This is a genomic window from Streptomyces sp. UG1, assembly GCF_049974585.1.
In the GTDB taxonomy this organism is placed as follows: Bacteria; Actinomycetota; Actinomycetes; order Streptomycetales; family Streptomycetaceae; genus Streptomyces.
In genome coordinates, this window is sequence record NZ_JBNGGG010000048.1 from 1 (window position 1) to 17,565 (window position 17,565).

The 17,565-nt window shown below is 68.7% G+C and carries 9 protein-coding genes, 1 tRNA gene and 1 rRNA gene; 10 read left to right on the plus strand and 1 reads right to left on the minus strand.

The window, feature by feature from the left end:
- The 3 genes from rrf to ACP4J3_RS40915 form a co-directional block, all read left to right on the plus strand.
- Positions 1-77: ribosomal RNA gene (rrf, locus tag ACP4J3_RS40905) — 5S ribosomal RNA — on the plus strand; the annotation flags it as partial.
- A 114-nt stretch (positions 78-191) separates the two neighbouring features.
- On the plus strand, positions 192-854 hold the full coding sequence (locus tag ACP4J3_RS40910) for a DegT/DnrJ/EryC1/StrS family aminotransferase (protein ID WP_426541740.1): 663 nt from the start codon (positions 192-194) through the stop codon (positions 852-854).
- Positions 855-930: 76 nt separating this feature from the next.
- Positions 931-1,003, plus strand: a tRNA-Thr gene (locus ACP4J3_RS40915).
- A gap of 62 nt (positions 1,004-1,065) precedes the next feature.
- Here the strand turns inward: ACP4J3_RS40915 and ACP4J3_RS40920 are convergent.
- Positions 1,066-3,810 (minus strand): SpoIIE family protein phosphatase, encoded by a 2,745-nt coding sequence (locus ACP4J3_RS40920; RefSeq protein WP_426541621.1) that lies wholly within the window; start codon positions 3,808-3,810, stop codon positions 1,066-1,068.
- Between the two features lie 379 nt (positions 3,811-4,189).
- Here ACP4J3_RS40920 and ACP4J3_RS40925 point away from each other — a divergent pair, with 379 nt between their 5' ends.
- The 7 genes from ACP4J3_RS40925 to ACP4J3_RS40955 all read left to right on the plus strand — a co-directional run bounded on the left by ACP4J3_RS40925 (position 4,190) and on the right by ACP4J3_RS40955 (position 17,526).
- Positions 4,190-9,673 (plus strand): HAMP domain-containing protein, encoded by a 5,484-nt coding sequence (locus tag ACP4J3_RS40925; protein WP_426541623.1) that lies wholly within the window; start codon positions 4,190-4,192, stop codon positions 9,671-9,673.
- A 244-nt stretch (positions 9,674-9,917) separates the two neighbouring features.
- Positions 9,918-10,598: a response regulator gene (locus ACP4J3_RS40930; RefSeq protein WP_426541624.1), complete on the plus strand. Its 681-nt coding sequence runs from the start codon at positions 9,918-9,920 to the stop codon at positions 10,596-10,598.
- A gap of 160 nt (positions 10,599-10,758) precedes the next feature.
- A complete protein-coding gene (locus ACP4J3_RS40935) occupies positions 10,759-13,500 on the plus strand; it encodes a DNA translocase FtsK (RefSeq protein ID WP_426541625.1) in 2,742 nt (913 codons plus the stop codon).
- A gap of 280 nt (positions 13,501-13,780) precedes the next feature.
- Positions 13,781-14,617: a helix-turn-helix domain-containing protein gene (locus ACP4J3_RS40940; protein WP_426541626.1), complete on the plus strand. Its 837-nt coding sequence runs from the start codon at positions 13,781-13,783 to the stop codon at positions 14,615-14,617.
- Positions 14,618-14,711: 94 nt separating this feature from the next.
- Complete coding sequence (rimO, locus tag ACP4J3_RS40945; RefSeq protein WP_426541627.1) at positions 14,712-16,193, plus strand: 30S ribosomal protein S12 methylthiotransferase RimO; 1,482 nt, start codon at positions 14,712-14,714, stop codon at positions 16,191-16,193.
- Entirely contained in the window at positions 16,190-16,984 is a 795-nt protein-coding gene (gene pgsA, locus ACP4J3_RS40950; RefSeq protein ID WP_426541628.1) for a CDP-diacylglycerol--glycerol-3-phosphate 3-phosphatidyltransferase, read from the plus strand. The genes rimO and pgsA overlap by 4 nt, the downstream gene beginning before the upstream one ends.
- A complete protein-coding gene (locus ACP4J3_RS40955; RefSeq protein WP_426541629.1) occupies positions 16,981-17,526 on the plus strand; it encodes a CinA family protein in 546 nt (181 codons plus the stop codon). The genes pgsA and ACP4J3_RS40955 overlap by 4 nt, the downstream gene beginning before the upstream one ends.
- Positions 17,527-17,565 lie beyond the last annotated feature (39 nt).

A 17,565-nucleotide genomic window follows, 5' to 3' on the forward strand; every position in this document is an offset into this window, starting at 1 on the left:
CGAACCCGGAAGCTAAGCCTTACAGCGCCGATGGTACTGCAGGGGGGACCCTGTGGGAGAGTAGGACGCCGCCGAACTCCTTTTAATAGGGTTGGACCTGGAACTTCGGTTCCGGGTCCAACCCTTTTTTGTTGTGCGTCACCTGAAGTTCACGTTGCGCTACCAGCATCGCCCATATGGGTACTGCTGCAATGCTCAGGGCCGCCGGCGTCGGAGTCGGTGACGAGGTTGTCGTGCCGGCCTTCGGGAACATAGAAGTCGCCGAGGCCGTCGTCCTGGCCGGAGCGCGGCCGGTGTTCGCCGACATAGATCCGGTGACGTACTGCCTGGACGTCGTCGCCGTCGAGGCTGTCGTCACCCAGCGCACGGCGGCCGTGGTGGCCGTACACCGATTCGGTCGGTCGGCCGATATCGCGCGGTTGCACCAGATCGGACAGCGGCATGGGCTGTTGGTGCTGGAGCAGGGCGAGTCGGAGGTCCCGTACGACGAGATCGCGCAGCGCAGGCAGCGGGCCTCGTATCTGGATGCGAAGCTGAAGGGTGTGCTTACTCCCGACGGGGGTGACGGGCACACCTATCAGCAGTACGTCGTGCGGGTGCCGGGGAATGGGCGGCCGGATCGTGACGCGTTCGCTCGGGCCGTGCGGTCCAGGGGAGTTGAGTGCCGGGTTCCGGTGAAGACGCCCGTGCATCGGCTGCCCGAGTTCCGGCGGTGTGTGTCCTTGCCGGAGACCGAGCGGGCTGCGGACGAAACGTTGGCGCTGCCGGTCGATGCGTCTCTGACGAAGCGGGACATGCAGCGGGTCGTGTCCGCCTGCAACGCGCTCGGAGGACTGCTCCAGCCCGCCTTCTGAGCGAATTTGGGAGCACGGGCGCGTTCAGGGTATGATCTATTCCGTTGCCGCGCGGGAGACTTCGCACAGGCAGCAGGCCCCTATAGCTCAGTCGGCAGAGCGTCTCCATGGTAAGGAGAAGGTCAACGGTTCGATTCCGTTTGGGGGCTCCGCACAGAAAGGCCCCGTCCATTTGGGCGGGGCCTTTCTCATGTCCTTCTCCCTGTCTTCCTCAGTCCTTGTGGATGCCCGGCACGCGCATCGCCAGGATCGCCATGTCGTCGGACGGGGCGTCAGAGGCGAAGCGTTCGACCGCGCGCATGATGCGGGCCGCCACCGCGCCCGCCGTGAGGCCGGTGCAGGTGGTGAGGACGTCGGTGAGGCCGTCGTCGCCCAGCATGCGGCTGCCTTCACGGCGTTCGGTGACGCCGTCCGTGACGCACAGCAGGACATCGCCCGGGTCGAGGGTGACCGTCTGCTCGTAGAGCTCCAGGTCGTCCATGACGCCGAGCAGGGGCTGGGGTTCGGCCGCCGGTTCGACCGTGCCGTCCTGGCGCAGGCGCAGCGGGAGCGGGTGGCCGGCGCAGACCACCTTCAGTTCGGCGCTGCCGTCCTCCTGCGGCCTCAACTCGCCGTAGAGGAGGGTCAGGAAGCGGCTTCGGGCGCCCTCGTCGAGGATCGCGGAGTTCAGGCGCTCCAGGACCGCCGGGCCGCTCAGGCCCTCGCGCGCCAGGAGGCGCAGGGCGTGCCGGGCGAGGCCCGTGACCGCCGCCGCGTTCGGGCCCGTACCGCAGACGTCGCCGATGGCGAAGCCGTATGCGCCGTCGCTGATCGGGAAGAGGTCGTAGAAGTCGCCGCCGACCTCGTTGCCCTCGCCGGCCGCGCGGTAGATGACCTCGACCTCGACGCCGCCGATCTCGGGGAGCTCGGGCGGCAGGAGGCTGCGCTGGAGGGACTGGCTGATGGCCGTGCGCTCGGAGTAGAGGCGGGCGTTGTCCAGGGCCAGGGCGGCCCTGCGGGAGAGGTCCTCCGCCAGCTCCAGGATCTCCTGGCGGAAGTGTTCGTCCGTCGGCTTGCCCAGTGTCAGCATGCCGATGACTCGGTTGCGGGCCACCAGGGGCAGTACGACGGTCTCTCCGCCCACCGCGGACGCCGTGGCCAGGGTGGGGCCGATGCCCGCGCTGATGCGGCCGACCGGCTCGCCCAGGCCCAGGCTGCGCATGGACGTGCGCAGGGCCGCCTGGTGGGCCGACTCGGCCGGGGCCGACCAGACGCGGGCGCCGGGGGTGGGTACCGGATCCGGCGGGGGGATCTTCGACAGCAACGACTTAATGCCGTCGATGAGTTCCTCGTCCTCGTGCAGGACGTACGACAGATACGGTTCCGACGCCTGGTCGGCGATCGTGTAGACCGCGCACCAGGTGGCCAGGGTCGGGACCGTCATCTGGGCCATCAGGGCCAGGGTCTGGTCGCGGTCCAGGGTGCCTGCGAGGAGGTCGGAGGCCTCGACCAGGAAGCTGAGGGAGCCCCGGCGCAGGCGCTCGAGTTCGCCCAGGCGGGCCGACTCGACGGCCAGCGCGATGCGGTCGGCGGCGAACTGGAGGCGCAGCGCCTCTTCGTTGGAGTATCTGCCGGGGGCCTCGGCGGCGACTCCGAGGGAGCCGGTGAGGCGGCCCTCGACCTTCAGGGGGACCGTGACGATCGAGCGCATGCCGGTGCCTCGCAGCAGGGGTACGGCGCCGGGGACCATGGTGAGGTCCTCGTGGACCGCCGGCATACGGGCCGAGCCGTAGCGGCCGGGGCCCGCTTCGACGGGCACGCGCGCGAAGCGCTGGCGGGCGGAGGGCAGGCCGGTGGAGGCGCGGACCTCCAGCTCCGTCTCGTCGTCGGTCGCGAGCAGCAGGAAGGCGGAGTCGCCGTCGAGCATGTCGCGGGCGCGCTCCACGGTGCGCTGCAGGAGGCCGTCGAGGTCGTCCGGGGCGGGCGAGCCGATGAACACCTCGAACGGGTCGGTGCTCTGGGCCTCGGTGGCGCTGTCGGAGGCGGGGACGCGCAACGGGGTCTGCAGGACCGCGCGTTCGTGGTCGCGGACCAGGAGGCAGACGGTGGAGGGTTCGCCGCCCGTGTCGCGGACGCGGAGGTGGGAGGCGTACACCGGTGTGACGCGGCCGTTGGCGCCACGGATGCCGTAGCTGCCCTCCCAGCGCGAGAGTTGGAGCGCCTCCGCGATGCCGGTGCTGGTGCCCGGGGTGTGGGGCCAGGCCGCGAGGTCGGTCAGGGGCTTGCCGGTGACCTGCTCGGCCGCGTAGCCGAAGAGTTCCTCCGCGTCCTCGTTCCACGACGAGATGGCGCCCGTACGGTCGATCTGGACCACCGCGACGCGGACGCGGCTGTCGGCGAGCGGGAGGAGGTCGGAGGGCAGGGACGGGCCCGCGGCGCGGGTGCCCACCGCGCGTTCGGGGAGGTTGAGTTGGAACCAGACCTGTTTGTGCGTGGGCGTGTACTCGACGCCCCAGCGGCCGGCCAGGGCCGCGCACAGTTGGAGGCCGCGGCCGCCCTCGCGATCCGGGCTGCCCATGTTGACGGGCGAGCCCTGGAGAGGGATCTCACGCTCCGGATACCGGTCGGCCACCTCGATCCGCACACCTTCGTCACTGCGCAGACACAGAACGTCCGCGGAGGTGCCGGCGTGCACGACGGCGTTGGTCACCAGTTCACTGGTGAGGACTACGGCGTCGTCGACGATGTCGGCGAAGCCCCAGCCCTGGAGGGTGTCCCGGACGAAGGAGCGGGCGCTCGCGACCGATCGCCCGACGGGATCGAAGCTGGCTGCCGCGCGCGCGGTGATCACAGAACTCCTCGTCCGGTTGTCGACGTGCAGGGCTCCGTGGCCGTCGGGCTCGCGCCGCTGGTGCGGCATCTGCGCGCCCGTCGGCCGATCCGGGGATGGTCCCCCCGGGATCAGTCCGGTGGTCATGTCCGGCTGCCCCTCCGATGCCCGTTCGTGCTCCTCCTGTCACCGCCCAGGCCGGACGGGGACCGGCGCGGCTGGACAGCCGCATGCAAGGTTACTTACCTTCGCCGTCCATGCGGATGCCGGTCTGCAGTGTTTCCGCCCGGAGGGTGTGCGGACGATGTGCGAAGCTGCCGAACTGTTATGGCCGGGTTCAGCAGGGGTGAAACACTGGGCAAGCTTCTTGTGAAGGTCCGGGCAGGCTGAGTGTCATTCGCGTACCGCGGGCAGCAGCACGTGGTGTGGCCTGGTATATCCGGCAGGAATACCCAGCAGTAATGGGTACGCGAAGCAGTAGAACCCGAGCACAGCAGTAACGGTCGACCCCTGCGGGAGGGACACAGTGGAGTCTGGCGCAGCGACGCGGGGCACGAAGACGCGCGCGAAAGGCGGACAGTCCCTGAGTAAGGAGCGCAAGACGCGTGGTACCACTGCGGTGGACACGGCTGCCCTGAACCGGCTGCTGGCGGCCTTGGTGGCGATGCGTGACGGGAACTTCCGGAAGCGGCTCACGGTGTCCGGGGACGGCGTGATGTCGGAGATCGCCGCCGTCTTCAACGAAGTGGCCGACCGAAATCTCCACCTCACGGGTGAGCTGGCGCGCGTGCGGCGCATGGTCGGACGTGAGGGCAAGCTCACTGAGCGGCTGGAGACGGGCGCCTGCGAGGGCTCCTGGGCGGCGGCCGTCGACAACTCCAACGCGCTGGTCGACGACCTCGTACGGCCGGTCTCCGAGGTCGGCCGGGTGCTGTCCGCGGTGGCCGAGGGTGATCTCTCGCCGCGCATGGAGCTGCGTACGCAGTCCCCGGACGGGGCCGGGCATCCGCTGCGGGGTGAGTTCCTCAAGGTCGGGCGGACTGTAAACAACCTTGTCGATCAGCTTTCGTCGTTCACCGACGAGGTCACGCGCGTGGCCAGCGAGGTGGGCACCGAGGGCAAGCTCGGTGGGCAGGCACGCGTGCGCGGGATGTCGGGTTCGTGGAAGGACCTGACGGACTCCGTCAACACGATGGCGTACCGGCTGACGGCCCAGGTGAGGGACATCGCGCTGGTGACCACGGCGGTCGCCAAGGGTGATCTGTCCCGGAAGGTCACGGTTCACGTGGCCGGCGAGATGCTGGAGCTGAAGAACACCGTCAACACGATGGTGGACCAGTTGTCGTCCTTCTCCTCCGAGGTGACGCGAGTCGCGCGCGAGGTGGGCACCGAGGGCGAGCTCGGCGGCCAGGCGCAGGTGCCGGGTGTGGCCGGTGTGTGGAAGGACCTCACCGATTCGGTGAACCTCATGGCCGGCAACCTGACGGCGCAGGTGCGCGGTATCGCCCAGGTCACGACCGCGGTCGCCAGTGGTGACCTGTCGCAGAAGGTGACCGTGTCCGCACGCGGCGAGGTGGCCCAGCTCGCGGACACGATCAACCAGATGACCGAGACACTGCGGATCTTCGCGGACGAGGTCACACGCGTGGCCAACGAGGTCGGCGCCGAGGGGCAACTGGGCGGCCAGGCGAATGTGCCGGGTGCCGCGGGGACCTGGAAGGACCTCACGGACTCCGTCAACACCGTGTTCCGGAATCTGACCATTCAGGTGCGGGACATCGCCGCCGTGACGACGGCGGTGGCCAACGGTGACCTTTCGCAGAAGGTCACGGTCGACGTGGCCGGCGAGATGCTGGAGCTGAAGAACACCGTCAACGGCATGGTCGACCAGCTCTCGTCGTTCGGTGCCGAGGTGACGCGAGTCGCGCGTGAGGTCGGTGTCGAGGGTGAGCTGGGCGGCCAGGCGCAGGTGCCGGGGGCGGCCGGGACCTGGAAGGACCTGACGGACTCCGTCAACACGGCGTTCCGGAACCTCACCGGACAGGTAAGGAACATCGCCCAGGTGACGACGGCGGTGGCCAACGGTGATCTGTCGCAGAAGGTCACCGTGGACGTCTCCGGCGAGATGCTCCAGCTCAAGAACACCGTGAACACGATGGTGGACCAGTTGTCGTCCTTCGCCGACCAGGTCACGCGGATGGCCCGGGACGTGGGCACCGAGGGCCGGCTGGGCGGTCAGGCGGTGGTACCGGGTGTTGCCGGAACGTGGAAGGAGCTCACCGACTCCGTCAACGGAATGGCAGGAAACCTTACCGCCCAGGTGCGCAACATCGCCCAGGTCACCACCGCGGTGGCCCGGGGTGATCTGTCGCAGAAGATCGACGTCGACGCACGTGGCGAGATCCTGGAGCTGAAGAACACCATCAACACGATGGTCGACCAGCTCTCCGGCTTCGCCGACCAGGTGACCCGGGTCGCCCGCGAGGTGGGCACGGAGGGCCGCCTGGGCGGGCAGGCGCAGGTGCCCGGCGTGGCCGGGGTGTGGCGGGACCTGACCGACTCCGTGAACGGAATGGCAGGAAACCTTACGGCCCAGGTGCGCAACATCGCGCAGGTCGCCACCGCGGTGGCTCGCGGTGACCTGTCGCAGAAGATCACGGTCGACGCGCGCGGCGAGATCCTGGAGCTGAAGAACACGCTGAACACGATGGTCGACCAGCTCTCGTCGTTCGCGGAGGAGGTCACCAGGGTCGCCCGTGAGGTGGGTACGGAGGGCCAGCTCGGCGGTCAGGCCGAGGTGCAGGGCGTCTCCGGCACCTGGAAGGACCTCACCCAGTCCGTGAACTTCATGGCGAACAACCTGACCAGTCAGGTCCGCAACATCGCCGAGGTCACCACCGCGGTCGCCAAGGGCGACCTGTCCAAGAAGATCACCGTCGACGCCAAGGGCGAGATCCTCGAGCTCGTCACGACCGTCAACACGATGGTCGACCAGCTCTCCAGCTTCGCCGAGCAGGTGACCCGGGTGGCCCGTGAGGTGGGCACCGAGGGCATTCTGGGCGGCCAGGCGCACGTCGCCGGCGTCGTCGGCATCTGGAAGGACCTCAGCGACAACGTCAACCTGATGGCCAAGAACCTGACCATGCAGGTGCGCAACATCTCCCAGGTCGCGGCGGCCGTCGCCAACGGCGATCTGACGCGGACGGTGACGATCGAGGCGCGCGGTGAGGTGGCGCAGCTCGCCGACACCTTCAACACCATGGTGAAGACGCTGAGTTCGTTCGCCGACCAGGTCACCAAGGTGGCCCGCGAGGTGGGCACGGACGGCATCCTCGGCGGCCAGGCGCACGTACCCGGTGTGGCCGGTACGTGGAAGGACCTCACCGAGTCCGTGAACCAGATGGCGTCCAACTTGACCGGACAGGTGCGCAACATCGCCATGGTCACCACCGCCATCGCCAAGGGTGACCTGACCAAGAAGATCGACATCGATGCCCGCGGCGAGATCCTCGAGCTCAAGACGACGATCAACACGATGGTCGACCAGCTCTCCAGCTTCGCCGAGGAGGTCACCCGAGTCGCCCGCGAGGTGGGCACCGAGGGACAGCTCGGCGGTCAGGCACGCGTGCGTGACGTCGATGGAACCTGGCGCGACCTCACCGAGTCCGTGAACGAAATGGCAGGAAACCTCACCCGGCAGGTGCGCGCCATCGCGCGCGTGGCGACCGCGGTGACCCGTGGTGACCTGAACCTGAAGATCGACGTCGACGCGTCCGGCGAGATCCAGGAACTTCAGGACTACATCAACAAGATGATCGCCAACCTGCGTGACACCACCATCGCCAACAAGGAGCAGGACTGGCTCAAGGGCAACCTCGCGCGTATCTCGGCGCTGATGCAGGGCCGCCGGGACCTGGAGGACGTGGCCTCGCTGATCATGAGCGAGCTGACGCCGGTCGTCTCCGCGCAGCACGGCGCGTTCTTCCTGGCGATGCCGCTGGTCGACGGCAAGGATGCGAGTGCCGAGGGCGAGGATCAGTACGAGCTGCGGATGCTGGGGTCGTACGCCTACTCGATGGGGTCCATGCCGACCTCGTTCCGGCCTGGAGAGGGGCTGATCGGGACGGCCGCCATGGAGAAGCGCACGATCCTGGTGGAGAACGCGCCCAGCGGCTATCTGAAGATCTCCTCCGGACTCGGCGAGGCGCCTCCCGCGCAAGTGATCGTCCTTCCGGTGCTCTTCGAGGGCCAGGTGCTCGGCGTCATCGAGCTGGCCTCCTTCACTCCCTTCACGCAGATCCAGAAGGATTTCCTCAACCAGATCGCCGAGATGATCGCGACCAGCGTCAACACCATCTCCGTCAACACCAAGACCGAGGTGCTGCTGAAGCAGTCGCAGGAGCTGACCGAGCAACTGCGCGAGCGGTCGGCCGAGTTGGAGAACCGGCAGAAGGCCCTGCAGGCCTCCAACGCCGAGCTGGAGGAGAAGGCCGAACTGCTGGCCCAGCAGAACCGCGACATCGAGGTGAAGAACACCGAGATCGAGGAGGCGCGGCAGGTCCTGGAGGAGCGCGCCGAGCAGTTGGCCGTATCGATGCGCTACAAGAGCGAGTTCCTCGCCAACATGTCGCACGAACTGCGTACGCCGCTGAACTCGCTGCTGATCCTGGCCAAGCTGCTCGCCGACAACGCCGAGGGCAACCTCTCGCCGAAGCAGGTCGAGTTCGCCGAGACCATCCACGGCGCCGGCTCCGATCTGCTCCAACTGATCAACGACATCCTGGACCTGTCGAAGGTCGAGGCGGGCAAGATGGACGTCTCCCCGACGCGCATCGCGCTCGTCCAGCTCGTGGACTACGTGGAGGCCACCTTCCGCCCGCTGACCGCGGAGAAGGGCCTGGACCTGTCCGTACGGGTCTCGCCGGAGCTGCCGGCCACGCTGCACACCGACGAGCAGCGGCTGCTGCAGGTGCTGCGGAATCTGCTGTCCAACGCGGTGAAGTTCACCGACTCCGGCTCGGTCGAGCTGGTCATCAGGCCCGCCGGGATGGACGTGCCGATGCAGATCCGCGAGCAGCTTCTGGAGGCCGGATCGCTGACCGAGGCGGACGCTCCGCTGATCGCGTTCTCCGTGACCGACACCGGCATCGGGATCGCGGCCAGCAAGATGCGGGTGATCTTCGAGGCGTTCAAGCAGGCGGACGGCACGACCAGCCGCAAGTACGGCGGTACGGGGCTGGGGCTGTCGATCTCACGGGAGATCGCGCAACTCCTCGGCGGTGAGATCCACGCGCAGAGCGAGCCGGGACGCGGATCGACGTTCACGCTGTATTTGCCGCTGCACCCGAGCGAACTGCCTCCGCACGGCTACCAGCAGCAGTTGCCGCCCCTGGACGCGGGCGCCCTGGTGGCCTCGGCGGCCGACCTGGCGGGGCTGGCGGAGGTTTCGGACGGGGCGATCGAGACGCCGGCCGAGGTGCGGTCGTACCGGGAGACGCAGAACGGCGCCGCCGCGCTCTTCAGGCGCCGCCGCAAGGCCGCGGGGGAGCTGGAGCAGCGTCCGGCGCCGCAGGAGCAGTGGTCGGCGCCGGCCGAGCAGACCACGGCACCGCAGTCCCGCCGGGGCATCCGGTTCGGCGGCGAGAAGGTGCTGATCGTCGACGACGACATTCGCAACGTCTTCGCGCTGACCAGCGTCCTGGAGCAGCACGGCCTGTCCGTGCTGTACGCCGAGAACGGCCGCGAGGGCATCGAGGTGCTGGAGCAGCACGACGACGTGGCGGTCGTCCTGATGGACATCATGATGCCGGAGATGGACGGGTACGCGACGACGACGGCGATCCGCAGGATGCCGCAGTTCGCCGGGCTCCCGATCATCGCGCTGACCGCCAAGGCGATGAAGGGCGACCGGGAGAAGGCGATCGAGTCGGGTGCTTCGGACTATGTGACGAAGCCGGTCGACCCGGATCATCTCCTGGCGGTGATGAACCAGTGGATGAGGGAGCAGTGACGGCAGCCGACAGTGTTCACACGGAGTCGCTGACTCAGTGTGCTCGAAGCCGTGTAGAAGTGCGGGATTCGGGGAACCTTCTGGTCTCCTGCCGCGTTTCTGCTACGTGCACAGTGACATCGCGGTGACAGGGTGTGGCGACAGGCGGGGTGCGGCTACCATGACCGGCACGAGGGCGGGCGGCGTAAGGGAGTCGTCCCCTGGGGCGGAGCCCGGTGCACTGCCGGGGCGAGGAGGGCGGGCCATGGTGCAGAAGGCCAAGATCCTCCTGGTCGATGACCGGCCGGAGAATCTGCTGGCGCTGGAGGCGATCCTCTCTGCGCTCGATCAGACCCTGGTGCGGGCATCGTCCGGGGAGGAAGCGCTCAAAGCACTGCTGACGGACGACTTCGCGGTCATTCTGCTGGACGTCCAGATGCCGGGAATGGACGGTTTCGAAACCGCCGCGCACATCAAGCGGCGAGAACGGACCAGGGACATCCCGATCATCTTCCTCACCGCGATCAATCACGGCCCGCATCACACCTTCCGCGGCTACGCGGCGGGCGCGGTGGACTACATCTCCAAGCCGTTCGACCCGTGGGTGCTGCGGGCGAAGGTCTCCGTTTTCGTCGAGCTGTACATGAAGAACTGCCAGCTTCGTGAGCAGGCGGCGCTGCTGCGGCTCCAGTTGGAGGGCGGCGGCAAGTCCGCGGGCGGCGACTCCAAGGAGCCGGCGGGGCTGCTGGCCGAGCTCTCGGCGCGGCTGGCCGCGGTCGAGGAGCAGGCCGAGGCGCTGTCCAAGCAACTGGACGACGAGTCGGCGGACGCGGCCGCGGTGGCCACCGCGGCCCATCTCGAACGCAAACTCACGGGGTTGCGGCGGGCGCTGGACGCCCTGGAGCCGGGCACCGGGAGCACCTCGTCGGTGCCGTCGCAGAACTGACCTCGCGAAGGCCCTGGTTGCCGAGTGGCGACGCCGGATCGTCCTGTGTCCGACCGGTTCGTGAACCGGCGTCAGTCTGCCGCCCCCGCGAGGGCGACACGAACGGGTGAAGCAGTGGGCACACGTGTCCACTGTCTTCTCCACCGGTAACCTCACATCCATGGCCTCACGTTCCTCCGCAGCCAAGAAGCCGCCCGCGAAGAAGGCGGCCGCTTCCGCGAAGGCTCCGGCGAAGAAGGCCGCCGCCAAGAAAGCCCCCGCCAAGAAGGCGCCGGCCAAGAAGGCCGCGGCGAAGAAAGCCGCGCCCGCGCCCAAGCCCGCGCCGAACCCCACCGGGGGCATCTACCGGCTCGTGCGCGCCGTCTGGCTCGGGCTCGCGCACGCGGTCGGCGCGGTGTTCCGCGGGATAGGGCAGGGCGCGAAGAACCTCGACCCCGCCCACCGCAAGGACGGCATCGCGCTGTTGCTCCTCGGCCTCGCGCTGATCGTCGCCGCCGGCACCTGGTCCAACCTCCGCGGCCCCGTCGGCGACCTCGTCGAGATCATCGTCACCGGCGCCTTCGGCCGGCTCGACCTGCTCGTGCCGATTCTGCTCGCGGTCATCGCCGTACGGTTCATCCGGCACCCCGAGAAACCCGAGGCCAACGGCCGTATCGTCATCGGCCTGTCCGCGCTCGTCATCGGCGTGCTCGGCCAGGTCCACATCGCCGTGGGCGCGCCCGCCCGCAGCGACGGCATGCAGGCCATAAGGGACGCCGGCGGGCTGATCGGCTGGGGCGCGGCGACTCCGCTGACGTACACCATGGGCGAGGTCCTCGCCGTACCGCTGCTCGTGCTGCTGACGGTCTTCGGCCTCCTGGTCGTCACGGCGACCCCGGTCAACGCCATCCCGCAGCGGCTGCGGCAGTTGGGCATCAAGCTCGGCATCCTCCCCGACCCCGAGGAGGAGGACGAGTACACCGACGACGACCAGCGCTACGACGACCAGTGGCGCGAGGCGCTGCCCGCGTCGCGCGGCCGCAAGCGGAGCCCGGCGCGTGAGGCGTACGACCCCGACAGCGCCGAGCAGGAGGCCCTCTCGCGGCGTCGTGGGCGTCCGAGGCGCTCCGCGGTGCCGCAGCCCGAGATGGACCGTCCCATGGACGCTGTGGACGTCGCGGCGGCCGCCGCTGCCGCCCTCGACGGCGCCGTCATGCACGGGATGCCGCCCTCGCCGATCGTCGCCGACCTGACCCAGGGCGTCAGCGTGGGCGACCGCGAGGAGACCACCCCGGTTCCGACGCCCGTCCCGGCCGCGCGGCCCAAGCAGGAGAAGCTCCCGAAGTCCGAGGTCCCGGACCTGACCAAGTCCGAGGTTCCGGATCTCACCAAGGCCGCGCCCGACGCGATGCGGGACCTGCCGCCGCGCGCCGAACAGCTCCAGCTCTCCGGCGACATCACCTACTCCCTGCCGGCGCTCGACCTCCTCGAGCGCGGTGGGCCGGGCAAGGCGCGCAGCGCCGCCAACGACGCCATCGTCGAGTCGCTCACCACCGTCTTCTCCGAGTTCAAGGTCGACGCGCGCGTCACCGGCTTCACGCGCGGGCCGACGGTCACGCGCTACGAGGTCGAGCTCGGACCGGCCGTGAAGGTCGAGCGGATCACCGCGCTGACCAAGAACATCGCTTACGCCGTCGCCAGCCCGGACGTGCGGATCATCAGCCCGATCCCCGGCAAGTCCGCGGTCGGCATCGAGATCCCCAACACCGACCGCGAGATGGTCAACCTCGGTGACGTGCTGCGCCTTGCGGCCGCCGCCGAGGACGAGCATCCGATGCTGGTCGCGCTCGGCAAGGACGTCGAGGGCGGCTATGTGATGGCCAACATCGCGAAGATGCCGCATGTGCTGGTTGCCGGTGCGACCGGTTCCGGTAAGTCGTCGTGCATTAACTGCTTGATCACTTCGATCATGATGCGGGCGACCCCGGAGGACGTGCGCATGGTGCTGGTCGACCCCAAGCGCGTCGAGCTGACCGCCTACGAGGGCATCCCGCACCTGATCACGCCGATCATCACCAACCCGAAGCGGGCCGCCGAGGCGCTCCAGTGGGTCGTACGGGAGATGGATCTTCGCTACGACGACCTGGCGGCCTACGGCTACCGGCACATCGACGACTTCAACGAGGCCGTCCGGGGCGGCAAGGTGAAGGCGCCGGAGGGCAGCGAGCGCGAGCTTCAGCCGTACCCGTATCTGCTGGTGATCGTCGACGAGCTCGCCGACCTGATGATGGTCGCGCCGCGCGACGTCGAGGACGCGATCGTGCGCATCACACAGCTCGCGCGCGCGGCCGGCATCCACCTCGTACTCGCAACCCAGCGGCCGTCCGTCGACGTCGTCACCGGTCTCATCAAGGCCAACGTCCCCTCACGGCTCGCCTTCGCCACGTCCTCGCTCGCGGACTCGCGCGTCATCCTGGACCAGCCTGGTGCCGAGAAGCTGATCGGCAAGGGCGACGGGCTGTTCCTGCCGATGGGCGCCAACAAGCCGGTGCGTATGCAGGGCGCATTCGTGACCGAGGAGGAGGTCGCGGCGGTCGTCCGGCACTGCAAGGACCAGATGGCGCCCGTCTTCCGGGACGACGTCACCGTGGGCACCAAGCAGAAGAAGGAGATCGACGAGGAGATCGGCGACGACCTCGACCTGCTGTGCCAGGCGGCGGAGCTGGTGGTCTCCACGCAGTTCGGGTCGACGTCCATGCTCCAGCGCAAGCTGCGGGTCGGGTTCGCCAAGGCGGGGCGGCTGATGGACCTCATGGAGTCCCGCGGGATCGTGGGCCCGAGCGAGGGCTCCAAGGCTCGTGACGTTCTTGTGAAACCTGATGAGCTGGACGGAGTGCTCGCCGTGATCCGCGGGGAGGCTTAACACGAGTCCGGAGAGGGAAACCGGACGCAGTGGTCGCCTCGCGGGCGGGTGCGGGATGAGCCGATGTCTGATCGTGACTCACCTGTGAGGGATCATTGAGCAACCGTTTCCCGTCGACATACGTCAAGTTGAGCGAAACGACAAGCACCGACCCCACCATCAGCGTGTCCGGCCATTCTGATGGCGTATAAAGTCCCACCGCCCGGTTGCCCCACCCTTTCGTCACCCCCCTAGACTGAACCTGCAGCACAGGTGGCTTAAACGCTCGAAAGGCGCCCCCGTGTCCATCGGCAACTCCCCTGAAGACGAGCGTCCGTTCGAAGACGTTTCCGACGAATCCCGTCCCTCGATCGGCCGTGCCCTGAAGCAGGCGCGCATCGATGCCGGGCTCACCGTCGACGACGTCACCAACGCCACCCGGGTCCGTATCGCCATCGTGCATGCCATCGAGGCGGACAACTTCGCCGCCTGCGGCGGCGACGTGTACGCCCGAGGCCACATCCGGACCCTGGCCAAGGCCGTCCACCTCGATCCGGCGCCGCTGCTCGCCCAGTACGACGACTCGCACGGCGGACGACCGGCGCCGACCCCGGCTGCCCCGCTGTTCGAGGCGGAGCGCATCCGTCCCGAGCGGCGCGGGCCGAACTGGACCGCGGCCATGGTCGCGGCGATCGTCGCGGTGATCGGGTTCGTCGGGTTCACCGCGTTCAAGGGCGACGACTCAGGCGGGAAGTCCGCCGTCGCCGAGGGCGGCTCGACGCCGACGGCCGACAAGACCACACCCACACCGAAGACCGACAAGCCCAAGGTCCCCAAGCCGGAGCCGTCGGACAGCGCCATCGCCGCCGTCCCGCAGGGCAAGGTGACCGTCCAGGTCAGCGCCGTCGACGACGAGAGCTGGATCTCGGCCAAGGACCACACCGGCAAGCTGCTCTTCGACGGCCTCCTCAAGCGGGGCGACTCCAAGACCTTCCAGGACAGCGAGAAGATCAACCTCGTCCTCGGCAGCGCAGGCGCGGTCGACCTCTACGTCAACGGCAAGAAGATCGAGGACGACTGGCAGCCGGGTGCGGTGGAGCACCTCACCTACACCAAGGGCGACCCCCAGGCCGGATAAGTCCGGCTGAAGGGGTGAGCTGCGGACGGGGTTGGCCAAGATCGGCCAACCCCGTCGACGTGGGCTGTCAGTGAGACAAAGTAGTCTTGAGCCCATGCCTGAACGCCGTACCGTCGCACTCGTCACTCTTGGCTGCGCCCGTAACGAGGTGGACTCGGAGGAGCTCGCAGGCCGCTTGGAGGCGGACGGCTGGGACCTCGTGGAGGACGCCGCGCAAGCGGACGTCGCCGTCGTCAACACCTGTGGCTTCGTCGAGGCCGCCAAGAAGGACTCCGTCGACGCGCTCCTGGAGGCGAACGACCTCAAGGATCATGGAAGAACCCAGGCCGTGGTGGCGGTGGGCTGCATGGCTGAGCGGTACGGCAAGGAGCTCGCCGAGGCCCTCCCCGAGGCTGACGGCGTGCTCGGCTTCGACGACTACGCCGACATCTCCGACCGCCTCCAGACCATCCTGAACGGCGGCATCCACGCCTCGCACACCCCGCGCGACCGCCGCAAGCTGCTGCCGATCAGCCCGGCCGAGCGCCAGGAGTCCGCGGCCGAGGTCGCGCTGCCCGGGCATGGCCCCGTCGATCTTCCGGAAGGACTCGCTCCGGCCTCCGGGCCCCGTGCGCCGCTGCGCCGCCGCCTCGACGGCTCCCCGGTCGCCTCGGTGAAGCTCGCCTCGGGCTGCGACCGGCGCTGCTCCTTCTGCGCCATCCCGTCCTTCCGCGGCTCCTTCATCTCGCGCCGCCCCAGCGATGTGCTGAACGAGACGCGGTGGCTGGCCGAACAGGGCGTCAAGGAGATCATGCTGGTCTCCGAGAACAACACCTCCTACGGCAAGGACCTGGGCGACATCCGCCTGCTGGAGTCCCTCCTGCCCGAGCTCGCCGAGGTCGACGGCATCGAGCGGGTCCGCGTCAGCTACCTCCAGCCGGCCGAGATGCGGCCCGGCCTGATCGACGTGCTGACCTCGACGCCGAAGGTCGCCCCGTACTTCGACCTGTCCTTCCAGCACTCCGCGCCCGACGTGCTGCGCGCGATGCGCCGCTTCGGCGACACCGACCGCTTCCTGGAACTGCTCGACACCATCCGCGGCAAGGCCCCCCAGGCCGGCGTGCGCTCCAACTTCATCGTCGGCTTCCCCGGCGAGACCGAGGCCGACCTGGCTGAGCTGGAGCGCTTCCTGAACCACGCGCGGCTGGACGCCATCGGCGTCTTCGGCTACTCCGACGAGGAGGGCACCGAGGCCGCGACGTACGACACCAAGCTCGACGAGGACGTCGTCGCCGAGCGGCTGGCACGTGTCTCCCGGCTGGCCGAGGAACTCGTCTCACAGCGGGCCGAGGAGCGCGTCGGGGAGACCGTGCACGTGCTCGTCGAGTCGGTCGGCTCCGAGGACTCGGCGGACGGTGCCCACGGCCGTGGGACGCACCAGGCGCCGGAGACCGACGGGCAGGTGCTGCTCACGAGCGGCGAAGGGCTGAGCGTCGGTCGTATGGTCGAGGCGAAGGTGGTCGGTACGGAAGGCGTCGACCTGGTGGCCGAGCCGCTGCTGGGCACGCTCGCGTGTAGTGAGGAGGCGGACAGATGACCGGAGTTCCGGCGTCCGCCGCGGGTGGTCCCTCCCAGGCGGGTGCGACGGGCAAGGCGAGCGCGGTGGGCTCGTCCAAGGCCGGGTCGTCCAGGGCCGGGTCGCCCAAGACCGGCGGCTCGAACGCCGGCGGCGCCGAGACCGGTGTCCAGGGCGGTGCGAAATCCCCGCGCGGCGGGAAGATCGCGGCCGCGGCCGTCAACCAGGCCAGCGTCTGGAACATCGCCAACCTCCTGACCATGCTCCGGCTGGTCCTCGTGCCCGCGTTCGTCGCGCTGATGCTGGCAGACGGCGGATACGACCCGGCATGGCGCTCGCTCGCCTGGGCGGCCTTCGCCATCGCCATGATCACGGACCTGTTCGACGGTCATCTGGCGCGCGCCTACAACCTCGTCACCGACTTCGGGAAGATCGCCGACCCCATCGCCGACAAGGCGATCATGGGGGCGGCGCTGATCTGTCTGTCGGCACTGGGCGATCTGCCGTGGTGGGTGACGGGCGTCATCCTCGGCCGGGAACTCGGGATCACGCTGCTGCGTTTCCTTGTCATCCGGTACGGCGTCATTCCGGCGAGCCGGGGCGGCAAGCTCAAGACCCTCACGCAGGGCGTTGCCGTCGGGATGTACATCCTGGCGCTGACGGGGTGGCTGGCCACTCTGAGGTTCTGGGTGATGGCTGCGGCGGTCGTCCTGACCGTGGCGACCGGGCTCGACTATGTGAGACAAGCCATTGTGCTGCGCAGGCGTGGAATCGCCGAGCGCAAGGCAGCCCTGGAGGAGACGGAAGCGTGAGTTCCCCGGCCGCCGACGTGGTGCGACTACTCAGAGTGAAGGGCGAGACGCTCGCTGTCGCCGAGTCGCTGACCGGTGGACTGGTTGCGGCGGAAATCACAACTGCCCCGGGGGCATCAAAGGCCTTCCGGGGTTCGGTGACCGCCTACGCCACCGACCTCAAGCACGGGCTGCTCGGCGTCGACGCCACCTTGTTGGAGCAGCACGGAGCGGTGAATCCGCAGGTCGCGGCCCAGATGGCGGCCGGTGTGCGAAAGGCGCTGGGGGCCGATTGGGGCATCGCCACGACCGGTGTCGCGGGGCCCGAAATGCAGGACGGACAGCCAGTCGGGACCGTTTTCGTGGCCGTGGACGGGCCCTTCGGCCCTGGCGCCGGTTCCGCCGGTGGCGGAAAAGTGGAGGCCCTGCGGTTGAACGGCGGCCGCGCGGAAATTCGTATGGAGAGTGTACGGAGCGTACTCGCACTGCTTCTGAGGGAGCTTGCGAGCGAACACATTGGGAATGAGCGGGCACAGGATACGGAACAGAACGGGGGGTTTTGATGTTTGCAGCCCTTAGTGAACACGACATCGCTCCCCGCA

Coding starts and splice junctions, on each gene's coding strand:
- ACP4J3_RS40910 (WP_426541740.1), top strand. CDS start 192: ATGCTCAGGGCCGCCGGCGTCGGAGTCGGTGACGAGGTTGTCGTGCCG.
- ACP4J3_RS40920 (WP_426541621.1), bottom strand. CDS start 3,810: ATGACCACCGGACTGATCCCGGGGGGACCATCCCCGGATCGGCCGACG.
- ACP4J3_RS40930 (WP_426541624.1), top strand. CDS start 9,918: ATGGTGCAGAAGGCCAAGATCCTCCTGGTCGATGACCGGCCGGAGAAT.
- ACP4J3_RS40935 (WP_426541625.1), top strand. CDS start 10,759: ATGGCCTCACGTTCCTCCGCAGCCAAGAAGCCGCCCGCGAAGAAGGCG.
- rimO (WP_426541627.1), top strand. CDS start 14,712: ATGCCTGAACGCCGTACCGTCGCACTCGTCACTCTTGGCTGCGCCCGT.
- pgsA (WP_426541628.1), top strand. CDS start 16,190: ATGACCGGAGTTCCGGCGTCCGCCGCGGGTGGTCCCTCCCAGGCGGGT.